18 protein-coding genes are annotated in these 19,191 nt (G+C 68.0%); 9 read left to right on the forward strand and 9 right to left on the reverse strand.

From position 1 onward, the window contains the following. From AC3WRR_RS25820 to psrA, 4 genes are all read right to left on the reverse strand, one after another. The coding region (locus AC3WRR_RS25820; protein ID WP_492298521.1) for an acetyl-coenzyme A synthetase N-terminal domain-containing protein at positions 1–212 on the reverse strand (212 nt) is incomplete at its 3' end. Positions 213–416: 204 nt separating this feature from the next. Then, positions 417–1,862, reverse strand: coding sequence for a phosphonoacetaldehyde dehydrogenase (phnY, locus tag AC3WRR_RS25825; RefSeq protein WP_010813478.1), 1,446 nt, complete (start codon positions 1,860–1,862; stop codon positions 417–419). Between the two features lie 85 nt (positions 1,863–1,947). Beyond that, positions 1,948–3,252: an MFS transporter gene (locus AC3WRR_RS25830; RefSeq protein ID WP_010813479.1), complete on the reverse strand. Its 1,305-nt coding sequence runs from the start codon at positions 3,250–3,252 to the stop codon at positions 1,948–1,950. A gap of 79 nt (positions 3,253–3,331) precedes the next feature. After that, positions 3,332–4,423 (reverse strand): iron-containing alcohol dehydrogenase PsrA, encoded by a 1,092-nt coding sequence (gene psrA, locus AC3WRR_RS25835; protein WP_492298523.1) that lies wholly within the window; start codon positions 4,421–4,423, stop codon positions 3,332–3,334. A gap of 244 nt (positions 4,424–4,667) precedes the next feature. On the opposite strand from psrA, the gene AC3WRR_RS25840 reads away from it, so the two are divergent. Beyond that, complete coding sequence (locus AC3WRR_RS25840; RefSeq protein ID WP_492298525.1) at positions 4,668–5,534, forward strand: LysR substrate-binding domain-containing protein; 867 nt, start codon at positions 4,668–4,670, stop codon at positions 5,532–5,534. A gap of 172 nt (positions 5,535–5,706) precedes the next feature. Here AC3WRR_RS25840 and AC3WRR_RS25845 read toward each other — a convergent pair whose 3' ends face one another. Both AC3WRR_RS25845 and AC3WRR_RS25850 read right to left on the reverse strand, forming a co-directional pair. Continuing rightward, a complete protein-coding gene (locus AC3WRR_RS25845; RefSeq protein WP_492298526.1) occupies positions 5,707–6,543 on the reverse strand; it encodes a DUF2182 domain-containing protein in 837 nt (278 codons plus the stop codon). Between the two features lie 8 nt (positions 6,544–6,551). Further along, positions 6,552–7,328, reverse strand: coding sequence for a DUF899 domain-containing protein (locus tag AC3WRR_RS25850; RefSeq protein ID WP_010813483.1), 777 nt, complete (start codon positions 7,326–7,328; stop codon positions 6,552–6,554). A 98-nt stretch (positions 7,329–7,426) separates the two neighbouring features. Between AC3WRR_RS25850 and AC3WRR_RS25855 the strand changes: the two genes are divergently transcribed. From AC3WRR_RS25855 to AC3WRR_RS25880, 6 genes are all read left to right on the forward strand, one after another. Beyond that, the gene (locus AC3WRR_RS25855; RefSeq protein WP_010813484.1) at positions 7,427–8,647 is read left to right on the forward strand and encodes a hypothetical protein; all 1,221 of its coding nucleotides are present in this window, start codon (positions 7,427–7,429) and stop codon (positions 8,645–8,647) included. 34 nt (positions 8,648–8,681) lie between these two features. Continuing rightward, positions 8,682–9,350: a Vgb family protein gene (locus AC3WRR_RS25860; RefSeq protein WP_492298528.1), complete on the forward strand. Its 669-nt coding sequence runs from the start codon at positions 8,682–8,684 to the stop codon at positions 9,348–9,350. Positions 9,351–9,459: 109 nt separating this feature from the next. Further along, a complete protein-coding gene (locus AC3WRR_RS25865; RefSeq protein ID WP_010813486.1) occupies positions 9,460–9,654 on the forward strand; it encodes a lipoprotein in 195 nt (64 codons plus the stop codon). Between the two features lie 124 nt (positions 9,655–9,778). Continuing rightward, a complete protein-coding gene (locus AC3WRR_RS25870) occupies positions 9,779–10,312 on the forward strand; it encodes a hypothetical protein (RefSeq protein WP_010813487.1) in 534 nt (177 codons plus the stop codon). A 110-nt stretch (positions 10,313–10,422) separates the two neighbouring features. Further along, positions 10,423–11,640 carry a phosphoglycerate dehydrogenase gene (gene serA, locus AC3WRR_RS25875; RefSeq protein WP_011616822.1) on the forward strand — a complete coding sequence of 406 codons (1,218 nt, stop codon included), beginning with the start codon at positions 10,423–10,425 and terminating at the stop codon, positions 11,638–11,640. Between the two features lie 175 nt (positions 11,641–11,815). Continuing rightward, a complete protein-coding gene (locus tag AC3WRR_RS25880; RefSeq protein ID WP_011616821.1) occupies positions 11,816–12,163 on the forward strand; it encodes a hypothetical protein in 348 nt (115 codons plus the stop codon). Between the two features lie 65 nt (positions 12,164–12,228). On the opposite strand, the gene AC3WRR_RS25885 is transcribed toward AC3WRR_RS25880, so the two are convergent. Continuing rightward, on the reverse strand, positions 12,229–13,233 hold the full coding sequence (locus AC3WRR_RS25885) for a Bug family tripartite tricarboxylate transporter substrate binding protein (RefSeq protein WP_492298529.1): 1,005 nt from the start codon (positions 13,231–13,233) through the stop codon (positions 12,229–12,231). Between the two features lie 332 nt (positions 13,234–13,565). On the opposite strand from AC3WRR_RS25885, the gene AC3WRR_RS25890 reads away from it, so the two are divergent. Further along, positions 13,566–16,271: a winged helix-turn-helix domain-containing protein gene (locus AC3WRR_RS25890; RefSeq protein WP_492298530.1), complete on the forward strand. Its 2,706-nt coding sequence runs from the start codon at positions 13,566–13,568 to the stop codon at positions 16,269–16,271. A gap of 40 nt (positions 16,272–16,311) precedes the next feature. Here AC3WRR_RS25890 and AC3WRR_RS25895 read toward each other — a convergent pair whose 3' ends face one another. Both AC3WRR_RS25895 and kbl read right to left on the reverse strand, forming a co-directional pair. Next, positions 16,312–17,268 carry an L-threonine 3-dehydrogenase gene (locus AC3WRR_RS25895; protein ID WP_010813492.1) on the reverse strand — a complete coding sequence of 319 codons (957 nt, stop codon included), beginning with the start codon at positions 17,266–17,268 and terminating at the stop codon, positions 16,312–16,314. Next, on the reverse strand, positions 17,268–18,467 hold the full coding sequence (gene kbl, locus AC3WRR_RS25900) for a glycine C-acetyltransferase (protein ID WP_010813493.1): 1,200 nt from the start codon (positions 18,465–18,467) through the stop codon (positions 17,268–17,270). The genes AC3WRR_RS25895 and kbl overlap by 1 nt, the downstream gene beginning before the upstream one ends. A gap of 104 nt (positions 18,468–18,571) precedes the next feature. Between kbl and AC3WRR_RS25905 the strand changes: the two genes are divergently transcribed. Next, positions 18,572–19,168 carry a helix-turn-helix domain-containing protein gene (locus AC3WRR_RS25905; protein WP_010813494.1) on the forward strand — a complete coding sequence of 199 codons (597 nt, stop codon included), beginning with the start codon at positions 18,572–18,574 and terminating at the stop codon, positions 19,166–19,168. The last annotated feature ends 23 nt before the right edge of the window (positions 19,169–19,191 follow it).

Here is a 19,191-nt window from a genome sequence, read left to right on the forward strand (position 1 = left end):
GGTGCGTTGCTTTGGTCCAGCACCTTGGTGAAGGGCTTGGTCCAGTGCAGCAGCTCGCGCGCGTGGCGCGCCCAGAAACCTTCATAGTCACGCTCGGCTTCGTCGCACAGCGCCTGGTAGACGTCCATGCCGGGGATCGCGGCCTTGGCGCTGGCGTGGCGGGATGGCGGGAACATCCGCCCTTCGTGCACAACGGATTGAATGCTTGTCATGAAAGCTCGGAAACAGGGATGCGGCGCAGGACAGCGCCGCCTGAAAACAAAGCAGCCGCCTGCTCAGGCGGCCAAATCCGGGGTGGCGGTGCCGGAGACCCCACCTGGCCCCGGCTACCGGAGACACCAGCAGAAACTACGCGCCGGGGCAGGCAGCGCAGGGACGAACTGCGCTGCCGCCCCCGGCGCACGGGCCACCGCCGCTTACCACGGCAGCGAATACGTCTTGGTATTGGTAAAGCTCTTCATCGCCTCCAGCACGCCTTCCTTGTAGCCCAGTCCGGAATCCTTGATGCCGCCGAACGGCGTCAGCTCCAGGCGATAGCCCGGCACCTCGCGCACATTGACGCTGCCGACCTTCAGCTCCCGCACGAAGCGCGTGATGTAGTCGAGCCGGTTGGTGCAGACCGACGACGACAGCCCGTACGCAGTGCCATTCGAGATGCGGATCGCATCTTCAATGTCCCTGAAGCGGATCACCGGCGACACCGGCCCGAAGGTCTCATGCCTGGCCACGGTCATTTCGGGATCGACATGATCGAGCACCGTCGGCGAGTACAGCGCACCGCGGCGGATATTGCCGTAGCGCAGCGTGGCCCCGGCGGCAATCGCTTCATTGACCACCGCCTCGAACTGGATCGCCGCGGCTTCGTCGATGACCGTGCCCATGTCCACCTTCGGGTCCATGGGGTCGCCATAGTTGAGCGCTTCGGTCTTCGCCACCAGCAGGTCGACAAAGCGGTCCGCCACCGACTCATGCACCAGCATGCGCTTGATCGCCGTGCAACGCTGCCCGGAGTTCTTGTACGAGCCGCTGGCGGCCAGCGTGGCGGCCTCTTCCAGGTCGGCGTCTTCCATCACGATGATCGGGTCATTGCCGCCCAGCTCCAGCACCTGGCGCTTGTAGGTGGCCGTGGCGGCGATGTACTTGCCGATCGGCACGCCGCCGGTGAAGGTCACCAGGTCCACGTCCGGGTGCGTCAGCATCTCGTCGGCGATCTCGCGCGGGTCGCCGGTGATGACCGACAGCATCTGCGGCGGCAGCCCGGCCTCATACAGGATATCGGCCAGCAGGTAGGCCGCCAGCGGCGTCTTCTCGCTGGGCTTGAGCACCATGCGATTGTTGGTGGCCACCGCCGGCGCCACCTTGTGGATCACCTGGTTCAACGGGTGGTTGAACGGCGTGATCGCGGTGATCACGCCCAGCAGCGGCTCGCGCAGCGTATAGACCTTGCGGCTCTTGCCGTGGTGGGTCAGGTCGCACGAGAACACCTGGCCGTCGTCGACCAGCGCCTGGTTGGCGGCAAACAGCAGCACGTCGGAGGCGCGGCCCACCTCGTACAGCGAATCCTTGCGGCACAGGCCGGATTCCAGCGTGATGGTGCGCGAGATCTCGTCCAGGCGCGAGGCGATGATCTCGCCGGCGCGCATCAGGATCTTGTAGCGTTCATAGCGCGTCAGCGTGGGCTGGTAGTCGCGCGCGATGCGGTAGGCGCGGCGCACTTCGTCGAGCGTGGCCTTCGGCACGGTGGCGATGACTTCGCCGGTGTACGGATAGGTCACCTCGATCACGTCTTCGCGGTAGATCTTCTCGCCGGCGATGCGCAGCGCTTCGTGGCGGATTTCGGCAATGGCTTGCAATGCGGTCATGAGCTTGCCCTCTCGGGTCTTGAGCAGTGTGTGGAAGGAGATGCAGCCGTCGCGGGCGGGCCGGCAAGGCGCCGGCCCGGCGCGCTCAGCGGCGGATGAAGGCCGCGATCACGGCGCTGATGATGCAGCTGGTTGCCACGATCGGGAACACCAGCGAGGTATTGCCGGACTGGTCCAGGATGCGGCCGATCAGGGGTTCGCCCAGGCCTGCGAGCAGGTACGAGAAGAAGTTCAGGATACCGGTGGCGGTGCCGGCCCGCTTGGCGCCGACCAGGTCCGGGCACAGCGCCCAGAAGGACGAGGCGGGGCCGTACACGAAGAAGCCGGCAAGGAACAGCGCGACGATCGCGCCCATGCCCGTGGGCAGCTGGTACATGATCATCGAGGCAATCGCACCCAGCACCATGTAGAGCATGATGGCCTTGCTGCGGCTGGAGCCGAACAGGCGGTCGGAAATCCAGCCGTTGGACAGCGCGCCGAAGGCCATGCCCACCGGCAGCGCCACCGAGATCCAGGCCGGGTCGATCAGGGTCTCGGCGCTCTTCCAGTTCTTGCCCAGGAAGTGGACCGGCACCCAGACGATCAGGCCATAGCGCGCGGCATTCTGGAAACCGATCGACAGGCCCGCGATCAGAAGCCGCGGGTTGCGCAGCACGGCCTTGTAGCGCGACCAGGAGCTTTCGCCGGCATCGGTCTCGACTGCGGTGGCCTTCTCCGCACCCTCGGCCTTGGCAACGCCGGTATCGGGCGACTTGAAGCCAAGGTCTTCCGGCCGCTCGCGCACGATCAGGAAGAAGGTGATGCCGCCCACCAGCATCAGCAGCACCGGCAGGCGGAAGATCCAGCGCCAGTCCAGGTGCAGGATATTCACGACCACGATCGAGGTGACGAACGACAGCACCGAGGCGCAGCCGGCCGCGAACACGTAGAAGCCGTAGACTTTGCCGCGCTCTTCGGCGCCCCACCAGTTCGACAGCAGCCGGCTGCCGGGCGCCCAGCCAAGGGCCTGGAAGTAGCCGTTGATGCCCCAGGGAATCGCCAGGCTCTTGAAGCCGACGGCGAAGCTGACCACCCAGTTGGCCGCGCACGACAGGATCGCGCCGGCGGTCATCACGCGGCGGCCGCCGAACTTGTCACCCAGGTTGCCGTTGATGGCCTGCCCGATGGCGTAGCACCACAGCAGGCAGGTGGAGGCCCAGCCCAGCGCTTCTTTGGAAAACCCGAATTCCTGCTGGATGCCGGGAATGGCGAAGCCAAAGGTCTGCCGCCCCGTGTAGAAGAAGAAGTAGCAGAACATCGCGGCCAGCAGCATGCGCCACTGGGCGCGCCGGAACGAATGCTCGGCTGGAGCGACGAACGCCCCTGCCTGGATGCGATCGGCAGTTTCCATTTTTTTCTCCTCTTGTATTGTCGGCCCGTATTGCGGGCTCGTGTTGGCCGGCTGCACCCGTCGGCCGGGGGTCGTGCCACTAGGCCGGCACAGCGCCGATGAAGTTCTTGCCCCGGGCGCCGTCCAGCGCACGCGCGATCATGGCGCCGGCCTCGTCGTCGGAGACGCCGTAGTCGGCAAACTCGGTCTTCACGCCCAGGTCCTGCAGGAAGGCGCGCAGCCGCTGCTGCCCGTCGCCCAGCACCGGCCCGAACAGCCGCTGCAGCGTGCGGTCGCGGTCGGGCCGGCGTGCCCACGCCTTTTCAAGTACCATCGGCAGCGTGAACGAGCACGCGATGCCGTGCGGCAGGCCATGGCGCAGCGTCATTTCGTAGGAGATGGAGTGCGCAAGTGCCGTCTTGGTATTGGAGAACGCCAGTCCGGCCTTGAGGGCGGCCAGCGCCATGCGCTCACGCAGGCCAATGTCGTCCAGGTTGCGCACCAGTTCCGGCAAGGTGTCGAAGATGTCCTCCACCGCCGAAATCGCGAAGGTGTCGGAAACCGGGTTGGCGTTGACGTTCCAGATCGATTCCAGCGCGTGGGACAGGGCATCGAGCCCGGTGGAGATCGTGGTGTCCCGCGGCACCGACATCATCAGCTCCGCATCCACGATGGCCGCTTCGGGCCAGGTTGCCTGCAGGTGAAGCGAGTACTTCTTCTGGTTCGCGGCGTCCCAGATGGTGGCCCAGGGCGTCACTTCGCTGCCGGTGCCGGCAGTCGTCGGCACCGCGATCAGCGGCTTGACCTGCGCCGGCGTGAACGCCTTGCCGGTCGCCAGCAGGCTGATCAGCGAATCGAACCGGCCCGACCTGGTCCCTACCATCAACGCCTTGGCGGTATCGATCGCGCTGCCGCCACCGACCGCAACGATGGCGTCGCAGGCGTCGGCGGCTTCCCAGAAGCGGTTGTACAGGCCGGACAACTGGGCGACATCCGGGTTCGGCTGCACGTCTTCGATCAGCCCGGCAAGGTCTGCGCCCAGCAGGGCTTCAAGCCGCGCCACCAGTCCCAGCGCACGCGCTTCGGGAAAGGTCACGACGACGACGCGCCGGCCGTGCAGCAGGGCCGGGAGCCGGTCAAGGCTGCCAGCCCCGCAATGGATCGACACGGGGTTGTGGTAGGCATGGTTCATGGGGTCTCCTCACTTCTTTTCTGGGTAGCCTGGGCGGCGGCTTGAGCCGCGTTTCCTGGTGGCTGAAGTTTGGGAGACGCCAAACCCCCGGTCCAATCGCATCTTTGACGGCGAGGTGCGCCAAAACCGATGGATCGCCGGCACGCTGCCGGCCTCGGGGAAACCCTGTACGCAACGGCACGCGTCTGTGGGAGACTCGCCGCACACGCCGCGCAGAACGGCGGCCAGCTCCCATCGAGACCCCATGTTCCACCAGTACTACAAGTCGATCCGCTGCTTCCATGCGGTCGCCCGGACGGGCGGCTTTACTGCCGCGGCGCAATACCTGCATATCGGGCAGCCGACCGTGACCGACCAGATCAAGGCGCTGGAGACGCGCTTCGGCGTGGAGCTGTTCCTGCGCGCAGGCCGCACCGTGCGCCTGACCGACACCGGCGAGCGGCTCTACGCCATCACCCAGGGCTTGTTCGGGCAGGAAGCAGAGGCCATGCAGTTCCTGCAGAGCGCGCACAAGCTCAAGACCGGGCTGGTGCGCGTGGGCGCGGTGTCACCGCCGATCGCGCTGGGGCTGGCGCGTAGTTTCCGTTCCACCCATGCTTCGCTGGAACTGACGGTCACCATCGGCTCGGAAGCCTCGGTGCTGCGCTGCCTGCAGGATTTCGATATCGACGTCGGCATCCTGGCCGAGCCCGATCCGGTCGATGGCCTGCATATCGCGCCGTATCGGAGAGAGCGCATCGTTGCCGTGATGCCGGCCGGCCATCCGCTGGCCGCGCGCGCTTCGATCACGGTGCAGGAGGTCGCCGGCGAAGCCGTGATCCTGCGCGAGCCGGGCTCGAAGACCCGGCTCCGGGTTGAACGCGCGTGCGCACAGCATGGCGTGGCGCTGAACTGCGTGATGGAGATCAACAGCCGCGAGGCCATCCTGCATGCAGTGGCCAATGGCATGGGCATCAGCTTCGTCACGCAGATCGAATGCATCCCGCTGCCGGGCCTGCAGGTGGTGCCGGTCGACGAGCCGCTGCTGTCGATCGATTACTCGCTGTGCTGCCTGGAGGTGCGCAAGGAGCGGCCGCTGATTGCGGCGCTGTTCGCGGTCGCGCTGGGCTAGTGTCCTGTTCCGCGGATAGCTTGCCAACGTGAAATCGTCCAGTTGGTCGTCAGGCTAGGCGCGAGGAGGCGCCATAGCCGTAGCTATGGCAACGACGAGCAGCGACGCATGGCGGCCAACTGGGCGATTTCATGGCAAGGTATCTGCGGAACAGGACACTAGTACCCCGCCGTCATCCGCCCCAACCTGCCTGCACAAGCGTAGCCACGCCCACGCCGACCAGGACGGCCCCGGTAAGCCGTACCGCAAGCCTGGCCACGCGCGCACCTGCCGGCACCCATCGTTCGAGCGTCATCGCCAACATCACCGCTGCCATCACGCGCAGGTCCATCACGCCCATGACGAGCAATGCCGCGGTCAGGCCCGCACAGCACCGGGTGCAGTGCAGGCCCAGCCGCAGGCCATGGCGCCACGCCGAGCCGGCATCCGCCGGCAGTGCGCGCGTGCGGCCCGCTGCGTTGGTGCAGCAGGCAAGCTGCCGTGCTTTCCACGGGGTGAACTGCAGCACGCCTGCCATCACCAAGACCACCGCCGTGGCGAGCGGAACCGCGCGCGCCAGGCCCTGCGCCTGCACGGCTATCGCCGCCAGCGCAGCGCCAACCGGGAAAACGGCGAGGCCCACCATGCCCCACACGAAGAAGTAGCCGGCGCCCGCCAATACCGTCGACATGCCCGGGCGCACCTGCCCTGCCGTCGCCAGGGCCTGGCGGTAGCGCCACAGCATCGGTGCCAGTGAGGGCAGCATCATCGGCACCATCATGGCGATCCACATGCCGAGGAAGGCCATTGCCGTGCGGGCCCAGGTCTGGCCGCACATCCGCATCCACGCCATCGACATGGTCCAGCCGCCGGGCATCGGCATCGCGCTCATCGCCGGCATGGATGCATGCAAGGCGAGTGTCGCCGCCCCGCCGGCGATGAATAGCACGGCCACGATGCCAAAGAAGGCAAGGCGCGGGCCGGCGCCGCGTGAGCGCGCCAGCCTGTGCGTGGTGAGTACGATGGACATGGAATGCCTCAGCCCTGCTCGTATTCATCGTGCCGGCGCCACCAGACCCCGGCCTCGTTGCGTCCGCGCGGTGCGCGATCCAGCCACTGGTACATGCCCCACAGGCCATCCAGCCCGCGCGCATAGGTGGAATAGGTGTGGTACACAACGCCATCTTCCAGCGCGAAGGCGCTCATGCCCGGTCGGTCGCGCTGGTACGTTGCGGCATCGGTGCCGCACATGGCAGCAAACTGGGCCTCGGCCGCTGCGCCGCCGGCCTCCAGTTCAGGTCGCCAGGCGAATGCCGCCTCGCGCCGGTAGTTGTAGTCGATATCGCCCTGGCGTTGTTGCGCTTCGCTGAACCAGACGTTGAAGTCCGTGTTGAAGTCACTGCCCTGCGACGATGCCCACGGGAAGGTCCAGCCCATGCGCCGCTGGTACGCCTGCAATTTCGCCAACGGTGCCCGCGACACCGCGGCCAGCGTGACGTCGTGATGCGCCAGGTGGACGGCAAAGCCGTCAAACCCGTCCGCAATCGCGGAGCAGGACGGGCACCCTGCCTGGTAGTCCGGGCCGAACATGAAGTGGTAGACCAACAGTTGCGAACGTCCCTGGAACAAGTCTGCCAGCGAGGCGCTGCCCGCCGCGGTCTCGAACCGGTAGGGCTTGTCGATTCGAACCCACGGCAAGGCCTGGCGCTGCCGTGCCAGTTCATCGCTGCGTCGGGTGAGATCCTTCTCGGCCTCGAGCAGTTCACGCCGCGCGGCCAGCCATGCTTCACGGGTTCCGGTGCTGTGTGTGGTCATCGTGCATCCCTCCGTTGGTTGGTGTTCGTGTGCTAGATTAGGCGCCGGCTTCCAACGGTGGGAGTGACAAGTGTGGCGGGATTTCTGGCGGGATTCGGATGGACTCACGCATTGCCGCCGCGGCGCTCGCGCTTGCCGCGGGTGATCCGCTTGGCGCGCTGAACCGGGTTGCCCTGCGCGACGATCCGCCGGCGCTGGCGTTGCGCGGCATCGCCATGGCGCAACTGGGCGACTTTATCCGCGCCCGGGCACTGTTGCGCAGCGCGGCGCGCGCCTTCGGTCCGCGCGAAGCCGTAGCGCGCGCCAGGTGCGTGGTGGCCGAAACGGAAATCGCCTTTGCCTCGCGCGACCTGGGCTGGCCGGCAAAGACGCTGGACCGTGCGCGCGCCACCCTTGAAGCGCACGGCGACTGGGTCAACGCCGCCCATGCGCGGTATCTCGCGATCCGGCGGCTGCTGCTGATCGGCCGCATCGACGACGCCGAGCAGGCGCTTGCCGGGCTTGACCCCACTCCCTTCCCGCCCGCATTGCGCACAACCCATGCCCTGATCGTGGCGGGCATCGCGATGCGGCGCGTGCAGACCCGGCCGGCGCGCACCGCGCTGGCACAGGCCGCGCACGCGGCGCAGCGCGCCGGCATTCCATCCTTGCGCGCCGAGGTCGAAAGCGCGGCCCAGGCGCTGCACAGCCCCGCGGCACGCCGCATCGCGCGCGGCGAGGAACGGCCGCTGCTGCTTGAGGAAGTCGAAGCGCTGCTGGCATCGAAAGCGCTGGTCGTGGACGCGTGCCGCTATGCCGTGCGCTGCGCAGGCACCACGGTCCCGCTCGCCAGGCGGCCGGTGTTGTTCACGCTGGCGCGCGCGCTGGCCGAGGCCTGGCCCGCCGACGTGCCCCGGGACACGCTGATCGCGCACGCCTTCCGCACCAGGCACGCCGATGCATCGCACCGCGCGCGGCTGCGTGTCGAGATCGGGCGGCTGCGCGCGGTGCTTGGCGCATTTGCCGGCGTCACGGCAAGCGGGCGCGGCTTCGCGCTGGTGCCGCACCGCGCGCGCGAGGTGGTGGTGCTGGCGCGGCCGGTGGAAGAGAAGCACGCGGCAGTGCTCGCCTTGCTGGCCGATGGCGAGTCATGGTCCAGCTCCGCTCTCGCGCTGGCGCTGGGTGCCAGCCAGCGCTCGGTGCAGCGGGCACTGGAAACGCTGGCGGCAGCCGGCAAGATCCAGTCCCTTGGCCACGGGCGTGCGCGCCGCTGGATGACGCCGCCGGTGCCGGGATTCACGACGACCTTGTTACTCCCCTCGCCGCTGCCGGTTGACTAGCATGTAGCCATCCCCAAACCAAAAGGATGACAGCATGAAACGATCACAAGCCGAAGTGCTTCGCGAGTATGGTCCCTTCCCCGGCGTCGAGAACGTCCACGGTGTCAGCTATGACGGCCAGCGGGTCTGGTTTGCCAGCGGAGACAAGCTCAATGCCCTGGACCCGGTCACCGGCAGGACGCTGCGCTCGCTCGATGTCGCCGCCCATGCCGGTACTGCTTTCGACGGCCAGCACCTGTACCAGATTGCCGAGGACCGGATCCAGAAGATCGATCCGCAAAGCGGCCGCGTGCTGGCCACGATCCCCGCGCCGGGCGGCGGCGGCGACTCGGGGCTTGCCTGGGCCGAAGGCACGTTGTGGGTGGGCCAGTACCGGGAGCGGAAGATCCACCAGGTCGATCCGCAGACCGGTGCGATCCTGCGCACCATCACGTCCGACCGCTTTGTCACCGGCGTCACCTGGGTCGATGCCGAGCTCTGGCACGGCACCTGGGAAGGTGACCAGAGCGAGCTGCGGCACATCGACCCGCAATCGGGCGCGGTGCTGGAATCGGTCACCATGCCGGCCGGCGCGAGCGTGTCGGGGCTGGAGTCCGATGGCGGCGAGCAGTTCTTCTGCGGCGGCGGCAACAGCGGCAAGATCCGTGCGGTGCGCCGGCCCCGGCCAGCCGGGAAGCGCCCCGCCGGCGGCGCGGGCAAGTAGCCGGCATTCACCCTGAGCGGACCCGTTTTCACTATTCCTTACAGACAAAGGCGCTGCCACCATCTATTCTCCTGTCGCAAACGGAATCCCCCACAACAAGGAGAATGCGATGAAATCCGCTCTGGCCCTTCTGGTCGCCTGCAGCGCACTGCTGGGTGGCTGCGTGGTAGCCCCTTATGACACCTACGGCAGCGGCCCCCAGGGCTGCCCGCCGGGGCAGGCAAAGAAGGGCAACTGCCGCGTCGACCCGTACGGCAACGAGTCCTTCTGCCCGCCGGGACAAGCCAAGAAAGGACGCTGCTGAGCCAGCGCCGGCGCAGCACTGACCGGCCGGCCCCGGCTGCCCCCGGCACCAGCCGGTGTTGCACGGGCCGGCCTGGCGGACGGAGAATGGCCGGATGCGGGCATCTCGTCCGCAGGAGAGCGCCATGCAATCACGCACGCCATCCCGGTGTATCGGCGAACTGTGCGTCGCCGCTGTCGTGCTCGGCTCGCTCGGAGCCTGTGCGACCTTGCAGCCGGAACAGACCGGCAAGCAAATGATCGGCAGCCCGGAAAGTGCCGTACGCAGTACATTCGGATCCCCCACCGAGACCTACCGCCTCGCCGACGGCACCAGCCGCTGGATCTGGTCGCGCCAGCCCCTTGGCCATCAGGTCTATGCCGCCGATTTCGACGCCGGCGGCAAGCTCACCAACTATCGCCAGATGCTGACCGAGACGGAGATCTACCGCGCCCAGGTCGGGACCTGGACCAAGAAGGACGTGCAGGAGCACTTTGGCCTGCCGCGCGAGCCCATCCAGTACTACCCCCTGATGAAGCGTGAAGCCTGGTCCTGGCGCATGTACAAGGATGGCTTGCAGACCGCGCATTTCAGCTGCTACTTCGATGATGCCGGCGTGCTGCGCCAGACCATGATCATCGTCGACCCGCTCGGCGGCGACGCGCGCCACTCGCGCTGAAGCGACGCCAGCGAGGCAGCCGGTGCCATTGCCGGCAGCAGGGACTCCCCGGTCCACGGGCTTTTTTGCGCGCAGAATGGTGGCGATGCGGCAAGCGCCGCCAACCCTCCATGCGGAAAACAAACGTGACCACTGCGATCCTGCTCGAGAACATCCACCAGAGCGCCAATGCCCGGCTGGCTGAAGCCGGCCTGCAGGTCGAGCGCCGTACCGGCGCCCTGGCCGGTGCCGAACTGCGCCAGGTGCTGGCCAGCCACGACGTGGTCGGCATCCGCTCTGCCACCCACCTGCGCGCCGACGACATCCGCAGCGCGCCCGAGCTGCTCTCGATTGGCTGCTTCTGCATCGGCACCTCGCAGGTGGACCTGGAAGCCGCCACCACGGCCGGGATCCCGGTGTTCAACGCGCCCTTCTCCAACACCCGCTCGGTGGCCGAGCTGGTGGTGTCGGAAGCGGTGATGCTGCTGCGCCGGATTCCGGAGAAGAACACCCTGGCACACGCCGGCAAGTGGGCCAAGGGCGCCGCCGGCGCGTTCGAGGCGCGCGGCAAGACCATCGCCATCGTCGGCTACGGCAATATCGGCTCGCAGGTGGGCGTGCTGGCCGAATCGATGGGCATGCGCGTGGTCTACTACGACGTGCTGGCGCGGCTCTCGCACGGTTCCGCGCGCGCCGCGGGATCGCTGGAAGAGGCGGTGTCGCAGGCCGAAGTGGTGACCCTGCATGTGCCAGCCACGCCGCGCACGCGCAATATGATCGATGCGCGCATCCTGGCCGCCTGCAAGCCGGGCGCGATCCTGATCAATGCCTCGCGCGGCAGCGTGGTGGACATCGCCGCGCTGGCCGCGGCGCTGCGCGAGAAGCGCCTGGGCGGCGCCGCCATCGACGTGTTCCCGGAGGAGCCGAAGACCAACAACGATCCTTTCGTCAGCGAACTGCAGAACATGCCCAACGTACTGCTGACCCCGCACGTGGGCGGCAGCACCGAAGAGGCGCAGGAGAATATCGGCACCGAAGTGGCGGCCAAGCTGGCGCACTTCCTGGCCACCGGCGGCACCATCGGCGCCGTCAACTTCCCCGAGGTCGATCCCGGCCCGCTGCACGCGCCGGCGCGGCTGCTCAATGTGCACGGCAACGCGCCGGGCGCCCTGGCGGCACTGAACACGCTGCTGGCGCAGGAAGGCGTGAATATCACCGGCCAGCACCTGCAGACGCGCGGCCACACCGGCTATGTGGTCACCGACCTCGACCGCGTGCCGTCAGACCAGCTGATGCAGGCGCTGCGCACCCATGCAGGCTTTGCCCGCTCGCGGCTGATCCTGCGATAGGGCAGCGGCCGTCCCCAGGCTCAATTGTCACAGAAGTGTCATAACTCTTAAGAATGTTCTGAAACCGTCGCTATGATGAATATGGCCCACGCGCGGATCCGTGGGCCTGCACTGTGCCGGTTCTCAGAGGCGCCCTGTCTCGGCGCCACGCTGACAATAAGAGAGAGGGGTAGTCATGAAAACGGTCGAACTCAGCAGGAAGGCCGCCGGCGTTGCCGGCCGGCTGGTCGCAGTGGGCGTTCTGGCAGCCGCGGGTATCGGCACCGCTGCCGCGCATACCGGCACCATTACGTTCCTTGGGGGAATCTCGTACCCGTCCTGCGGCTTCCGTCCGTCCGCCGGACAGTTGCAGGCGAGCTGCCAGCAGCCGTCGGGGCAGATCGTCTCGGCGCCGTTGCCGTTGTCGCCTGCCCGGATGACCGGGCAAGCCCGCATCGGCGTGGCAAGGCTGGACGTCGAGCCCGCCCGTGCCGGGCAACGCGGCACGCCGGACGCGTACGTGGTGGTAGTGACCTACCAGTAAACGCGCGGCAGGCAGGCGCCCGCACCAGCCGGCCCTGCCTGCCGCCATGCCCTGCCGGGGCCGCATCAGTCCAGGCGGATATTGGACGCCCGGATCGCTTCAGCCCAGTAGGTCTGCTCCACCTTCACGACATCGGCAAAGGCCGCGGGCGAGCTTCCCTTGACGATGATGCCGAGATCGACCAGCCGTGTGTGCAGCTCGGGGTTGGCCAGCACGCGGTTGACGTCGGCGGACACCTTGTCGACCACGGCGCGCGGCGTCGCCGCCGGCGCGAACAGGCCCAGCCAGCCCTGGCGCTCCAGCCCGGGCACGCCCGCCTCCTGGAAGGTCGGCACCTCCGGCAGCAGCGGCGAGCGCGACTGCCCGGCCACGGCGACCACCTTGAGCTTGCCGGCGCGCGCATGCGTGCGCGCGGTGACCGCGGCCACGACGCCGGCGGGCAGTTGTCCGCCAAGCAGGTCGTTGACCAGCGGGCCCTCGCCCTTGTAGGGCACGTGGGTCAGTTCAACCCTGGCGTTGCGGCCGAAGACCTCCATCTGCAGATGCCCGCTGGAACCCAGCCCGTAGCTGCCATACGGCAGCGGCTTGCCCAGCTTGCGGATGTAGTCGATCAGTTGCTTCACGTTGGCCGCCGGCACGTCGGGCTGCACCACCAGCGCCAGGTTGGAGGTCGCCAGCTCAGAGATCGGCGCGAAGTCACGCACTGCGTTGTAGTTTGCCTTGCTGTACAGCAGCGGCGCCTGGACCAGGCCGGTCAGCGCGAACAACAGCGTATAGCCGTCCGGCTCTGCCTTGGCCACCATGTCCGCGCCGATCATGCCGCCGGCACCCGGCCGGTTGTCCACCACCACGGCCTTGCCCCATGCCTTGGCCAGGCCGTCCGCGACCATGCGCGCGACCACGTCGCCGGTCCCGCCCGCGGCGTATGGCATCACGACGCGCACCGTGCGTGCCGGGAAATCCACCCCCGCACCACCCTGCGCGCGCGCACCCAGCCCAACCCCTGCCAGCGCCGCACCCGCGACGCCCAGACCCATTTGCTGCAGAACCCTGCGCCTGCCTTGCTGCATACCTTGTCTCCTGTGTCTCGTCTCCGGCAGCCGGCCTCTTGCCGTGCCGGCATCCCGCCGTGTCATACCCGGCCAGCCTCTGCGGGCCGCTGCCGGAAGCGCGTGCGGGTCAATGTAGGAGGCTCGGGCACCGCTGTCGTCCATCGAAGGGAGGAAATTCGGCAAGCCGGCAGAATCGTCCAAACGAACTAGGACGCAACACTCAGGGCCGTGGAACAATCGCCCGGACCTGATGCCCTCCCGCCAAAATATTCCCAATACAGCACTTATGATCTTGTCTGCCACAGGCGGGCCAGGGTGGCGGTGACGGGCATCGCCCCCAGGAGAGTGCATTGCATCCCTTTGCCAACCACGCCGTGAGCGGCGGCCCGCTGCCGACGGTGCTCGCCTCCAAGCTCGCGCCCCCCGTGGCGCACCCCGCCACGATCGGCCGGCCGCACCTGGTCGCGCGCATGGCGCAGGACCGCGCTGCGCGCGTGATCCTGGTGCGGGCCGCGGCCGGCTTTGGCAAGACCACGCTGATGCAGCAATACGCGGAGCATTGCGCAGCGCAGCAGCAAGCCACGGTGTGGCTGCGCCTGGATGCGGGCGACAATGACCTGCAACGGCTGCTGGTCCACCTGGACGCCGGCCTGGACGCGCTGCGCGGCGGCAAGCGGCGCGGCGCGGCAGCGCCGGAGCCGGCCAGCGGACCGCGCCTGGCGCAGCGCATCCTGGGGCTGGTGGGCGCCACGGCGCAGCCGTTCGCGATCATGCTGGATGATTTCGAGACCTTGCAGAGCCTGCCGGCGCTGGACCTGGTGCAGCAGCTGATCGAGGCGATGCCGCCCTGCGGCATACTGGTGATCGGCTCGCGCACCGCGCCGGAAATCGGCCTGGGCCGGCTGCGCGCGCGCGGGCAGTTGCTGGAGATCCCGCCCGCCGCCCTGCATTTTTCCGTCGACGAGGCCGCGCAGCTGCTGCGCAGCCGCTGCGGCCTGCCGCTGCGCGACAGCGACATCGCCACGCTGCATCGCCGCACCGAAGGCTGGGCCACCGCGATATACCTGGCCGCGCTGTCGCTGCAACAGTGCAGCGACCACGCCGCCTTCGTCGCGGTGTTTTCCAGCACTCACCTGGAGCTGGGCGAATTCCTCGCCGAGGACATCCTGGCGCGGCAGTCCGACGCGTGCCGCGCCTTCCTGCTGGAAACCAGCGTGCTGGGGCAGCTGAGCGCGCCGCTATGCGACGCCCTCACCGGCCGCGCCGACGCGCGCGCGATGCTGGATCACCTCGAACGCGCCAACCTGCTGCTGTTCCCGCTCGATGCCGAACGCACGTGGTACCGCTACCATCGGCTCTTTGCCAGCTTCCTGCAGCACCGGCTGGCCGTGCAGGCGCCGGAGCGGGTCGCGCCGCTGCACCTGGCCGCCGCGCACTGGTACCTGGAGCACGGCTACCCGATCCCCGCAGTGGACCACCTGCTGCAGGCGGGCCGTCATGACGAGGCGCTCAGCGCCATTGCCAGCCAGTCCGACTCGCTGCTGGGCACGGGCCGGGTGCGCCTGCTGTTGCGCTGGTTCGAGCAGATCCATCCCGCAACGCTGGCGCGGCAACCGGCGCTGGCGCTGACGCGCGCGTGGGTGCTGCTGCTCAATCGGCGCCACGCCGAAGCCATGGCCGCACTGGCGTCATTCCAGCCCGAACTTGAGCAACCCGGCGACGACAACCAGCGTGCGCGCCTGGGGGTGGAAGCACAGACCATCCACTGCGTGCTGCTGGCCATGACCGACCAGGTCGAGGCCTGCCGCGATGCCGCCGGCGCGCACCTGCGCCGCCTGGCGCCCGACGAGCCCTTCCAGTACCGCATCCTGGCCAATTCGCTGGCCTACGCGCTGATCTGCACGCACCGCTACGACGAAGCGCGCAGCGTGCTGTCGCGGGCGACGCTGCGCGCGCAGCAGCCCCAGCCGGTACGCAGCCTCAGCGACACGCTGGAGGGCGTGATCGACCTGGTGCAGGGGCGCCTGGGCAACGCGCTGGCGCGCCTGCGCGCCGCGTCCGGCGACAGCCCGGGCAGCGACGTGTTCTGGGCACTGGCGCTGTATGAGCACGATGCGCTGGAAGAGGCCGGGCGCCTGCTGGCCAATGCGCTGCCCTATAGCAAGGGCAACGGCCCGCCCGATTCGCTGATCGCCTGTCACGTGCTGAGCGCGCGGCTTGCGCTGGCGCGCGGCGACCGCGGCCAGTGGCTGCAGCGCCTGGCTGAACTGGAGCAACTGGGACAGCAGTCCGGCACCGCGCGCATCGTGTGCTCGGCCTGGCTGGAGCGGGCCCGCGTCGCCACGCTGGAAGGCAAGCTGGAAACCGCATCGCAGGCGTTGCAGGCGGCCGACCTGTACGGCGGCTGGGAAGCGCTGGACGCCACCGGCCATGCCAACGACATCGACCGGCCTTCCATCGCGCGCTGCCGGCTCGACATAGCGCGCGGCAATATCGCGCCGGCGCTGTCCGCGCTGGATGCCGCCATCGACGCCGCACTGGCACGCCAGCGCTACTGGCGCCTGATCCGGCTGCGCGTCCTGCGCGCCACCGCGCTCGACGGCATGCAGCAGCGCGATGCCGCCCTGCAGGAAATGACCGAAGCCCTGCGCCTGGCCAGCCATGAAGGCTTCCTGCGCTCCTTCCTGGAAGAAGGCGAACGCGTTGCCGTGCTGCTGCGGGCCTGGGCAGGTGTCCATCTGGCACAGGCAGCAGCGCTTGGCGTGGCCGAGCCCTTTGTCGCCAGCCTGCTCGAGCGGCGTACCGACGCAGGCTCGACCAAGCCGGCCGCAGAACCGCCGGCGGAACCGGCGCACCAGCCCGACCCGCTGACCGGGCGCGAACTGGAAGTGCTGCGCATGCTGTCCGCGGGTTACCGCAATCGGGTGATCGCGCAGAAGCTGTTCCTGTCCGAGCTGACCGTCAAGTCGCACCTGCGCCGCATCCATGCCAAGCTGGGCGCGCAAAGCCGTACGGAAGCGGTGGCTCTGGGGCGCGCGCGCGGCCTGATCCCGTGAGCCACTGCGCGCACGCGCTTCCCATTGGGGCCATAGCGCTTCAGCCCGCCAGCGTGGCCTTCAGGTTGGCAAGCATGTCCGCGACCATCTCCTTCAGTCCATACTGGGCCTTCCACCCCCAGTCCGCGCGCGCGACCGAATCATCGATCGAATCCGGCCAGCCCTGCGCAATCGCCTGGCGATAGTCGGGTTCATAGCGGATCTGGAAGCCCGGCACCTGCTCGCGGATGGCCGCGGCGATCTGCGCGGGCGTGAAGCTCATGCCGGCGATGTTGTAGCTGCCGCGCTCGCTCAGCTTGTCCGCCGGGGCTTCCATCAGTTCGATGGTGGCGCGGATCGCATCGGGCATATACATCATCGGCAGGGCTTCGTCTTCCTTCAGGAAGCAGGTGTAGGGCTCGCCCGTCACCGCCGCATGGAAGATGTCGACCGCATAGTCGGTGGTGCCGCCGCCGGGTGGCGTCTTGTGCGAGATCAGGCCCGGATAGCGCACGCTGCGCACATCCACGCCGTGGTTGGCGTGATACCAGCGGCACCAACCCTCGCCCGCCTGCTTGGAGATGCCGTAGACCGTGGTGGGCTCCATCACGGTCTTCTGCGGTGTCTGTCCGGCAGGCGTGGTCGGGCCGAAGGCTGCAATCGAGCTTGGCCAGAACACCCGCTCCAGCCCGGTCTGCCGCGCCAGCTCCAGCACATTGAGCAGGCTGGTCATATTGAGGTTCCAGGCCCACTGTGGCGCCTTTTCGCCGGTGGCGGACAGCGCGGCGGCCAGCAGGTAGACCTGGGTGATGCCATGGCGCTCGACCACGGTGGCCAGCTCGCCGCGGTCGGTGGCGTTGAGCATCTCGTGCGTCAGGTGCACATGGCGGCCGGTGGGCACCACGTCGGAGGTGATCACGTTGGTGCGCCCGTAGCGCTCGGCCAGCGCCAGTGCCAGTTCAGACCCGATCTGGCCGTTGGCGCCGACAATCAGGATCTTCGGTTTGCCAGCTTCCATCAGATCAGCCCCAGTTCACGGCCAGCCTGGCCGAAGGCATCCAGCGCCGCCTGCAGCGCGGCCTCGTCATGCAGCGCGCTCATCTGCACGCGGATGCGCGCCTGGCCCTTGGGTACCACCGGGTAGAAGAAGCCGACCACGTACACGCCCAGCTCCAGCAGGCGCTGCGCCAGTTGCTGCGCCTTGTCGGCGTCGTAGACCATGATCGGGATGATCGGGTGGTCGCCCGCCTTGACGTCGAAGCCCAACCGGTCCAGTCCCGCGCGGAAGAACCTGGTATTGCCCTCCAGCCGGTCGCGCAGCTCGGTGCTGGCTTCCAGGATATCGAGCACCGCGATCGACGCGCCCACGATGGCCGGCGCCACGGTGTTGGAGAACAAATACGGCCGCGAACGCTGGCGCAGCAGTGCCACCACTTCCTTGCGCGCGCTGGTGAAGCCGCCGGAGGCGCCACCCAGCGCCTTGCCCAGCGTGCCGGTAATGATGTCGATCTTGCCGAACACGCCGCGCGCCTCATGCGTGCCGCGCCCGCGCTGGCCCATGAAACCGGTGGCATGGCATTCATCTATGCCCAGCAGCGCGCCGTACTCGTCGCAGATCGCGCGCATCTCGTCGAGCCGCGCCACGGTGCCGTCCATCGAGAACACGCCGTCGGAAAACACCAGCGTGTAGCGCGCGCCGTCGGCCCGCGCCTGCTCCAGTTGCACGCGCAGGTCGTCCATGTCGTTGTGCTGGTAGCGGTAGCGGCGCGCCTTGGACAGGCGGATGCCGTCGATGATCGAGGCATGGTTGAGCGCATCGCTGATGACCGCGTCTTCCGCGCCCAGCAGCGTTTCGAACAAACCGCCATTGGCATCGAAGGCCGAGCCATAGAGGATGGTGTCCTCGGTGCCGAGGAAGGCCGACAGCCGCGCCTCCAGCGTCTTGTGCAGGTCTTGCGTGCCGCAGATAAAGCGCACCGAGCTCAGCCCGAAGCCATGCGTGCGCAGCGCTTCATGCGCGGCCTCGATCACCTGCGGGTGCGACGACAAGCCAAGGTAGTTGTTGGCGCACAGGTTGATGACCTCGCGGCCGTCGGTGGTGCGCACCCGCGCACCCTGCGGCGTGGCGATCACGCGCTCGTTCTTGAACAGCCCCGCCGCGCGGATGCTTTCGAGTTCGGTACGGATGGATGCATAGAATGCCTCGGCATTCGACATGGCTTGGCTCCCGTTGGTGTGCGAGGGATATGCTAGGATTCGATCGATAAATCGAACACGTTCTGTATATCGAACATTTTGCGCAATATAACGAACATTAATCCATGACGCAAGCCCTCGCCCAGACCCCGCAGGCCGATGGCCCGCCCGCCGTCGGCATGGCGCTGCAGGCGCTGCGCCAGCAGCAACGGCTGTCGCTCGATGAACTGTCGCGCCGTGCCGGGGTTTCCAAGTCGATGCTGTCGCAGATCGAACGCAACCTGGCCAACCCCACTGTGGCGGTGCTGTGGCGCCTGGCCAATGCGCTTGGGGTGAACCTGACGGACTTCCTCGCCGGAGGCGCCGCTGAGCGCCCCGCCGGCGGCATCACCGTGGTCCAGCCGCACGCGATCCCGTCGCTGAAAAGCCCTGATACCCGCTGCGACCTGCGCATCCTGGGCCCGATCGACCTGGCCGGGCGCTTCGAGTGGTATGAGCTGACCATCCAGGCCGGCGGCGTGCTGGCCTCCGAGCCACACGAGGCCGGCACCCAGGAACACCTGTCTGTGCTGAGCGGATCGATGACAGTGCGCGCGGGTGCCGATGAAAAGAAGCTGAGGCACGGCGAGACCGCGCGCTATGCGGCCGATGTCGCACATGCGATCTCCAATGGCGGCAAGACCACTGCCACCGCACTACTGGTTGTAGTGCATCCGGGCTGACGCGGGCAAGGGTTGCGACAGCC

This window comes from Cupriavidus sp. FW305-3-2-15-C-LB2 (genome assembly GCF_058787575.1).

Excerpts from the sequence above, each read along its gene's own strand:
- phnY (WP_010813478.1), bottom strand. The coding sequence starts at position 1,862 with ATGACCGCATTGCAAGCCATTGCCGAAATCCGCCACGAAGCGCTGCGC.
- AC3WRR_RS25855 (WP_010813484.1), top strand. The coding sequence starts at position 7,427 with ATGGACTCACGCATTGCCGCCGCGGCGCTCGCGCTTGCCGCGGGTGAT.
- AC3WRR_RS25830 (WP_010813479.1), bottom strand. The coding sequence starts at position 3,252 with ATGGAAACTGCCGATCGCATCCAGGCAGGGGCGTTCGTCGCTCCAGCC.
- AC3WRR_RS25905 (WP_010813494.1), top strand. The coding sequence starts at position 18,572 with ATGACGCAAGCCCTCGCCCAGACCCCGCAGGCCGATGGCCCGCCCGCC.
- AC3WRR_RS25870 (WP_010813487.1), top strand. The coding sequence starts at position 9,779 with ATGCAATCACGCACGCCATCCCGGTGTATCGGCGAACTGTGCGTCGCC.
- AC3WRR_RS25880 (WP_011616821.1), top strand. The coding sequence starts at position 11,816 with ATGAAAACGGTCGAACTCAGCAGGAAGGCCGCCGGCGTTGCCGGCCGG.
- AC3WRR_RS25840 (WP_492298525.1), top strand. The coding sequence starts at position 4,668 with ATGTTCCACCAGTACTACAAGTCGATCCGCTGCTTCCATGCGGTCGCC.
- serA (WP_011616822.1), top strand. The coding sequence starts at position 10,423 with ATGCGGAAAACAAACGTGACCACTGCGATCCTGCTCGAGAACATCCAC.
- AC3WRR_RS25845 (WP_492298526.1), bottom strand. The coding sequence starts at position 6,543 with ATGTCCATCGTACTCACCACGCACAGGCTGGCGCGCTCACGCGGCGCC.
- AC3WRR_RS25865 (WP_010813486.1), top strand. The coding sequence starts at position 9,460 with ATGAAATCCGCTCTGGCCCTTCTGGTCGCCTGCAGCGCACTGCTGGGT.
- AC3WRR_RS25850 (WP_010813483.1), bottom strand. The coding sequence starts at position 7,328 with ATGACCACACACAGCACCGGAACCCGTGAAGCATGGCTGGCCGCGCGG.
- AC3WRR_RS25885 (WP_492298529.1), bottom strand. The coding sequence starts at position 13,233 with ATGCAGCAAGGCAGGCGCAGGGTTCTGCAGCAAATGGGTCTGGGCGTC.
- psrA (WP_492298523.1), bottom strand. The coding sequence starts at position 4,423 with ATGAACCATGCCTACCACAACCCCGTGTCGATCCATTGCGGGGCTGGC.
- AC3WRR_RS25860 (WP_492298528.1), top strand. The coding sequence starts at position 8,682 with ATGAAACGATCACAAGCCGAAGTGCTTCGCGAGTATGGTCCCTTCCCC.
- AC3WRR_RS25895 (WP_010813492.1), bottom strand. The coding sequence starts at position 17,268 with ATGGAAGCTGGCAAACCGAAGATCCTGATTGTCGGCGCCAACGGCCAG.
- kbl (WP_010813493.1), bottom strand. The coding sequence starts at position 18,467 with ATGTCGAATGCCGAGGCATTCTATGCATCCATCCGTACCGAACTCGAA.